4 protein-coding genes are annotated in these 6,634 nt (G+C 70.3%); all 4 read right to left on the reverse strand.

Translation table 11 applies throughout. The features are described 5' to 3' along the window. Positions 1 to 422: 422 nt before the first annotated feature. From WA805_RS31110 to mrdA, 4 genes are read right to left on the reverse strand one after another with little or no spacing between them, the layout of a single operon-like run. Entirely contained in the window at positions 423 to 1,181 is a 759-nt protein-coding gene (locus WA805_RS31110) for a TIGR03936 family radical SAM-associated protein (protein ID WP_422271453.1), read from the reverse strand. Between the two features lie 2 nt (positions 1,182 to 1,183). Beyond that, positions 1,184 to 3,136, reverse strand: coding sequence for a TIGR03960 family B12-binding radical SAM protein (locus tag WA805_RS31115; RefSeq protein ID WP_424560059.1), 1,953 nt, complete (start codon positions 3,134 to 3,136; stop codon positions 1,184 to 1,186). 58 nt (positions 3,137 to 3,194) lie between these two features. Then, positions 3,195 to 4,430, reverse strand: a complete 1,236-nt coding sequence (gene rodA, locus WA805_RS31120) for a rod shape-determining protein RodA (RefSeq protein ID WP_425244121.1) — start codon at positions 4,428 to 4,430, stop codon at positions 3,195 to 3,197. Then, positions 4,427 to 6,481, reverse strand: a complete 2,055-nt coding sequence (mrdA, locus tag WA805_RS31125) for a penicillin-binding protein 2 (protein ID WP_425244122.1) — start codon at positions 6,479 to 6,481, stop codon at positions 4,427 to 4,429. The genes rodA and mrdA overlap by 4 nt, the downstream gene beginning before the upstream one ends. Between the last annotated feature and the right edge of the window lie 153 nt (positions 6,482 to 6,634).

Below are 6,634 nucleotides of genomic sequence, written 5' to 3' on the forward strand. Positions count from 1 at the left end.
GCGGCGCCGGACCCGGGGTCACGGCTGGCCGTGTCCCGGTCGTCGGCGGGCGCCGCGGCCTGCGGGGGCGGCTGGAAGAGCACCTGCGGCGCCTGGAAGAGCACAGCAGGAGGAGGCGCGGCGGGCCCTGACGCCCCTGACGCCCCGGCAGCCTCTGCGGGCGGGGCGGGCGCTACGGGCGCGGCAGGAACGGAAGCGGCTTCAGGCCCGCTCCGCGCGTGGCCGTTGGCATCGTTATTGTCTGTCTCGTGGGTGTTCGGCTCGTTGTCGAGCATTCGGGCAATCTCCAGTCAGGCCTCCGGGCGCGCGCGATAGCGCGGCGCGCCGCACAGAGGCTCGTAGTGTTCGTTCGCCTGGGCCGCGCGGGAAACGAGCACGCGCGTTGCGCCCAGGCATGGGTGCATTGTTGAGCTCCGCGGTGGTCATGGTGCGACCACCCCGGATTCGCCGAGTGACCCCTGCGCAAGCCGCGTCATGAGCGGCGGCGCGGTAGGGACCACGTCGGAAACCTCGCGTAGCGCGGCGAGCACGTCGTCTGGCCTTACGGCCGGGGCGGTGTGCCGGACAACCATCCGCAATGCCGTGCCCGCATCATGATCAGCGCCGTGGCCGACGGCGTTGTCGTCGCCGGCGCTGTCGTCTTCAAGGCCGTGCACGTCCAGCGTGACCACAGCAGCCCTGGCATCCATTCGCCGCAAGCCCTTGCTGGTAAGACGCTCCACCGGAGCGTGCTCAAGGGCGAGAAACTTCCGCACCACCGGCGCCACGCTGTCCGGTGTCAGGCCGGGAAGAATCACCTGCCACTCGGATGCCGTTAGCCGGCTCGCCGGCAACCCCCCGGCATCCTCAGTGGCAGCAATCACGTCTATCCCATCAGGCAACGCCGCGTTCAGCCGTTCCCGCACGACGCCCGCCTCGTTCCGGCTGGTCAGCGCGAGGCTCAGGTACTCCGCCTCGCTCGCGACGCCGGTCGGGGCTCCTCCCGCGTAGGAGATCTTGGGGTGCGGCGTGAACCCGGCTGAGTACGCCACGGGCAGTCCGGCCCGTCGCACGCCCCGCTCGAAGGCACGCGCCACATCCAAGTGGCTGGCAAAACGCATCTTTCCACGCTTAGCATACCGGATGAGCAGGTGCTGCACCGCAGGTGGCGGCGCCGCGCCGCGCGGTGCGGGTTTGCTCATCGTCATCTCCCACTGGCCAGCACGGGAAGCAGGCGGCGGCCGTCCAGCCGTTCCCCCGTCGGACCCGTCTGGATCTCCGTACCCATCGCCGGGCAGACCCCACACTCATAACACGGAGTCCACCGGCAATCTTCCACCTCGGCCGCGCCGTCGGGCGCCACCGCGGCCCGCCAGTCCTCCCACAGCCAGTCCCTGTCGAGGCCGGAGTCCAGGTGGTCCCACGGCAGCACCTCGCCGTAGTCGCGTTCCCGCGTCGTGTACCAGTCCAGGTCGACGGGCTCCCCGGCCAGCGCGCGGGACGCGGCGTCCGTCCAGCGCGTGAACGAGAAGTACTCGCCCCACCCGTCGAACCGCGCGCCGTCCCGCCACGCGGCCAAGATCACCTGGGCCACCCGCCGGTCGCCACGGGACAGCAGGCCCTCGACAAGCGACGGCGAGCCGTCGTGGTACCGGTAGCCGATCGCCTTGCCGTAGGCCCGGTCGGCCCGCAGCGCCGCTCCGAGCGCGCGCAGCCTTCTGTCCACCACCTCGGGCGGGCACTGCGCGGCCCACTGGAACGGCGTGTGCGGCTTCGGCACGAACCCGCCGATGGAGACCGTGCACCGGATGTCGCGGCGTCCGGTCGCCTTCCGGCCCGCGGCGATCACGTGCCGCGCCAGGTCCGCGATCGCGAGCACGTCGTCGTCGGTCTCGGTCGGCAGGCCGCACATGAAGTACAGCTTGACCTGCCGCCATCCCGACGAGTAGGCGGTGGTCACGGTCCTGATCAGGTCGTCCTCGGTCACCATCTTGTTGATGACCGCGCGCATCCGCTCCGAGCCGCCCTCGGGCGCGAACGTCAGCCCGGACCGCTTCCCGTTCCTCGACAGCTCGTCGGCGAGGGTCACGTTGAAGGCGTCCACCCGGGTCGACGGCAGCGAGAGCCCGACGTTGGACCCCTCGTAGCAGTCGGCGAGGTCGACCGCGATCTCGTTGATCTCGCTGTGGTCGGCGGACGACAGCGACAGCAGGCCCACCTCGGCGAACCCGGTCGCCGCGACCCCGGACTCGACCATCTTCCCGACCGTGGTGATCGACCGTTCCCGCACCGGCCGGGTGATCATCCCGGCCTGGCAGAACCGGCAGCCGCGCGTGCAGCCGCGGAAGATCTCCACGCTGTACCGCTCGTGCACGGTCTCCGCGACGGGCACCACCGGCGCCTTCGGGTACGGCCACGCGTCGAGGTCGAGCAGCGTGTGCTTGCGCACCGAGCCGGGCACGCCAGGCCGGTTGGGCTCCACTCGCTCGATCCGGCCGTCCGGCAGGTACCGCACGTCGTAGAACCGCGGCACGTACACGGCGCCGGTAGCGGCGAGCGATAGCAGCAGCCCGTCCCGGCCACCGGGACGGCCCGAGCGTTTCCACTCCCGCACGAGGGCAGTGATCGCGAGCACCGCTTCCTCGCCGTCGCCGAGCACCACCGCGTCGAGGAAGTCGGCGACCGGCTCTGGGTTGAACGCGGCGTGGCCGCCGGCGACCACGACGGGGTGCGCGTCCGTCCGCTCCGCGGACAGCAGCGGGATCTTCGCCAGGTCCAGCGCGGTCAGCAGGTTGGTGTACCCGAGCTCGGTCGAGAAGCTGATCCCGAGCAGGTCGAACGCGCCGACGGGCCGGTGCGCGTCGACGGTGAACTGCGGGATGTCCTGCTCCCGCATCAGCCGCTCGAGGTCCGGCCACACGCTGTAGGTGCGCTCGGCGAGCACGCCGGGCTGCTCGTTCAGCACCTCGTAGAGGATCGCGATGCCCTGGTTCGGCAGCCCGACCTCGTACGCGTCGGGGTAGAACAGCGCCCACCTGACGTCGGTCTCATCCCACTCCTTGACGGTGGAATTCACCTCGCCGCCGACGTACTGGACCGGCTTCCGGATTTGCGGGAGCAGCGGTTCCAGCAGCGGGTAGACCGACTCGACAGACATGCTTCGAAGAATACCTTCGCTTCCGAACGGGCCCGTGGTGACCGTGCGATAGCTGCCGCTACTCAATGAAGATCGAGTGGTGGCGCCGGACGGACTGGAGCAGGCCGACGGCGATCATGTCGGCGAACGCGGCGGAGCCGCCGTAGGAGACGAACGGGAGCGGCAGGCCGGTGATCGGCATGATGCCGAGCGTCATGCCGATGTTGATGAACGCCTGGACGCCGAACCAGACCGCCACCCCCGACGCCACCAGCATGCCGAACATGTCGTCCGCCACCGCCGCGGCCCTGATCGCGCGGAAGATGATGATGCCGAGCAGCCCGACGATCACCGCGCAGCCGACGAAGCCGAGCTCCTCCCCCGCGACCGTGAAGATGAAGTCGGTCTGCACGGAGGGGACGAAGTTCCCGCCGGTGAACGTGCCGTGGAACAGGCCCTGGCCGAACGTCCCGCCGGAGCCGATGGCGATCTTCGCCTGCAGCGCGTTGTAGCCCGCGCCGGCCAGGTCGTTTGCCGGGTGCAGGAACGAGGTCAGCCTGGTCAGCTGGTAGCCCCTCAGCAGGTGCAGCTTCCCGACGGCGTAGACGGCCGCGGCCGCGATGGCCACCAGGCTGGCCACCCAGTACAGCCGGATGCCGGACAGCACGATCATGGCGGCCAGCATGAAGACGAGGACCAGCATCACGCCGAGGGCCGGCTCGCGCTCCACCAGCAAGATCAGCGGCGCGGCCGCGAGGACGGCGAGGCCGACGTCCTTCAGGCCTGGCCGGCCCGCCTTCCGTGGCTCCGTCGGCTCGATGCGGCGGCGGGACAGTATCCAGGCGGTGCCCAGGACCAGCCCGAGCTTGGCGAACTCCGACGGCTCGATCTGGAACCCGCCAGGCAGCGCGATCCAGGCCTTCGCGCCGTTGACCCGCTGCCCCGCCGGGCTGAGCACCGCGAGCAGCAGCAGCAGCGACAAGGCGTAGATCACCGGTGTCCACCTACGGAACCACCGGTAGTCGATGCTGGCGGTGATGAACATCAGGATGATCCCGAGCCCGCCCCACAGCAGCTGCTTCTTCAGGTAAGTGTGCGGGTCCGCGCCGATGGCCCGCAGCTCCGGCTCGGTCGCCGCCCAGACCAGCAGTGCGCCGAGGACCGTGAGCCCTACCGTGACGGCGATCAGCAGCCAGTCCCAGGACCTGGCGAGGCCGCCCTTAGCGAACGCGCGGGCCAGCGCCGAGCGCCGCTTCGGCGCGAACGTGCCCCAGCGCGGGCCTGCCCACGGCCGGGACGGGATGCCGACGCTCATCGCCCCACCGCCGGCAGCTTCGCGGGCACCTGACCGCCGGGCAGCGCGGCCTGATGGTTTTCGAGGCCGTAGATTCCGTCCCAGATCTGCCGGACGGCCGGGGCGGCGGCGTCGGCGCCGTAACCGGAGTTCGGCAGCATGACGACGACCACGTACTTCGGGTTCTGGCACGGCGCGAAGGACGCGAAAACCGAGGTGGCGACCTTGCCCATGATCTGCGCGGTACCGGTCTTGCCCGCTACGCAGACCTGGTTCAGCGGGAAGCCGCCGAACGCGCCCGCCGCCGTGCCCTGGGTGACCACGCCGGCCAGCGCGTCGCGGATGTAGGACAGCGTGTAGGAGGAGACCGGCAGGTGGCGGATCACCGGCGGGTTGATCTTCGCCGTGACCTTCCCGGCCGGCGAGACCAGCGCCTCGCCGAGCCGCGGGCTGTACAGCGTGCCGCCGTTGGCGAGCGCCACATAGGCGTTGGCGAGCTGCAACGGCGTGACGGTGACATATCCCTGGCCGATCGCGGCGATCGCCGCCTGCCCTGGCTCCCACTGCCAGCCGTAGAGGCAGTCCTGGTACTCGATCTGCTGCACGTACGAGCCGTCGGCCTTCCCGTTCTTGCACCAGTTCTGGCCCTTGTGCGCGTTGTCTTCCCACATGTTGTAGAGCCACTGCCTGGTCGGGATCGTGCCGGTGGATTCCTCCGGCAGGTCGACGCCGGTGTAGCTGCCGAACCCCCAGTCGAGCTCCATCCGCTGCATCTTCTGGATGGGGGCCTTCGCGCTGAGCACGCCGTTGGCCTTCGGGTCGTCGGTCTGGTACATCCCGTACCCGATGTTGTAGTACACGGTGTCGCAGGACTGGATCAGGGCCTCGGAGAACGTCATGTCGCCGAGGCCCGGCTCCCCGTCGTTGATGAACGTGTGCCCGCCGATGGTCACCGAGGCCGGGCAGCTGTACAGCCCGTTCAGGCTGTAGCCGTTGGCGACCGCCGCGGCGGTCGAGGTGACCTTGAACGTGGAGCCGGGCGCGTACTGGCCCTGGGTGGCCCAGTTCAGCGCGGGCTCGCCCGAGCCCGACTGGCCGCCCAGGCCGAACAGGTAGTTGACCTCGCCCTGGGAGATGCTGCCGTCCCACACGTTCGGGTCGTAGTCGGGGTAGCTGGCCATCGCCACGATCCGGCCGCTGGTCGTCTCCACGACCGCGGCGCCCTGGTTCACGTCGTTGCCCTGCGACCTCGCCCTGCCGATCGCGGCGGTCAGCGCCTGCTGCGCGACCGCCTGGACCTTCGCGTCCAGGCTGGTCACCAGCGTGTCGCCGTTCTGCGGCTGCGTCTCGCGGACGGTGCCCGTCACGTCGCCCGCGGCGTTCACCGAGACGGTCCGGGTGCCCGGCTTGCCGGTCAGCGCGGTGTTGTACTGCGCCTCGAGCCCGGCCTGGCCGACCAGGTCATCGGCGGCGAACCCGGTCTCTGGGATGTGCTCTTTGGCCATCTCCTGCTGCGTGATCGGCTGCAGGTAGCCGAGCACCTGCGCCGCGTTGGCGCCGTCCGGCATCGGGTAGCTCACGACCGGCTGGACCTGCGCGGTGACGCCGGGGAACAGCGTGGGCTGTTCCAGGATCTGCAGCGCTGTCTGCGCGCTGACCTGCTGGTCCACCGGGATCGGCTGGTAGGGCGAGCCGGGCCAGCACGGCGCGGGGACGCTCTTGGTGCACAGCCGGACCTTCTCCGACAGCGTCTTGTCAGACATGCCGAGCATCGGCGCGAGCCGCCTCAGCACGGTGCGCCCGTCGTCGCTGGTGGTCTGCGACAGCTGCGTCATGTTCACCGAGACGACCAGCGACGTCGTCTTGTCCACCAGCGGCCTGCCCTCGTCGTCGACGATCGAGCCGCGTACCGCGGGCACCACGACCTGCCGGGCCTGGTTCACCGCGGCCAGCTGCTTGTACTGCGCGGTGTCCATCACCTGCAGGTACCAGAGCCGGCCGCCGAGCGTGGCGATCATGGCCGCCGCGATCAGGTAGAGCACGACCAGCCGCCGTCGCGACACCGGGATCATCGGCGGACCCCCACCAGCGCGAGCAGCCGCCGACGGCGGCTGCGCCACGGACTGTGGCTACGGCGCACCCACTGGCTGCCCGGCGACTTGGCGTACCAGCTCAGCTTGGCTGGCCTGGCTGGCCGGAGCCAGCCCCTGCCCGGCGTCTTGCGC

The sequence above is a fragment of the Trebonia sp. genome, from assembly GCF_049794275.1.
Classification (GTDB): Bacteria; Actinomycetota; Actinomycetes; order Streptosporangiales; family Streptosporangiaceae; genus Trebonia.

Bases quoted from the DNA above. Each gene is read 5' to 3' on its own strand.
- rodA (WP_425244121.1), bottom strand. From the start codon at position 4,430: ATGAGCGTCGGCATCCCGTCCCGGCCGTGGGCAGGCCCGCGCTGGGGC.
- mrdA (WP_425244122.1), bottom strand. From the start codon at position 6,481: ATGATCCCGGTGTCGCGACGGCGGCTGGTCGTGCTCTACCTGATCGCG.
- WA805_RS31115 (WP_424560059.1), bottom strand. From the start codon at position 3,136: ATGTCTGTCGAGTCGGTCTACCCGCTGCTGGAACCGCTGCTCCCGCAA.
- WA805_RS31110 (WP_422271453.1), bottom strand. From the start codon at position 1,181: ATGAGCAAACCCGCACCGCGCGGCGCGGCGCCGCCACCTGCGGTGCAG.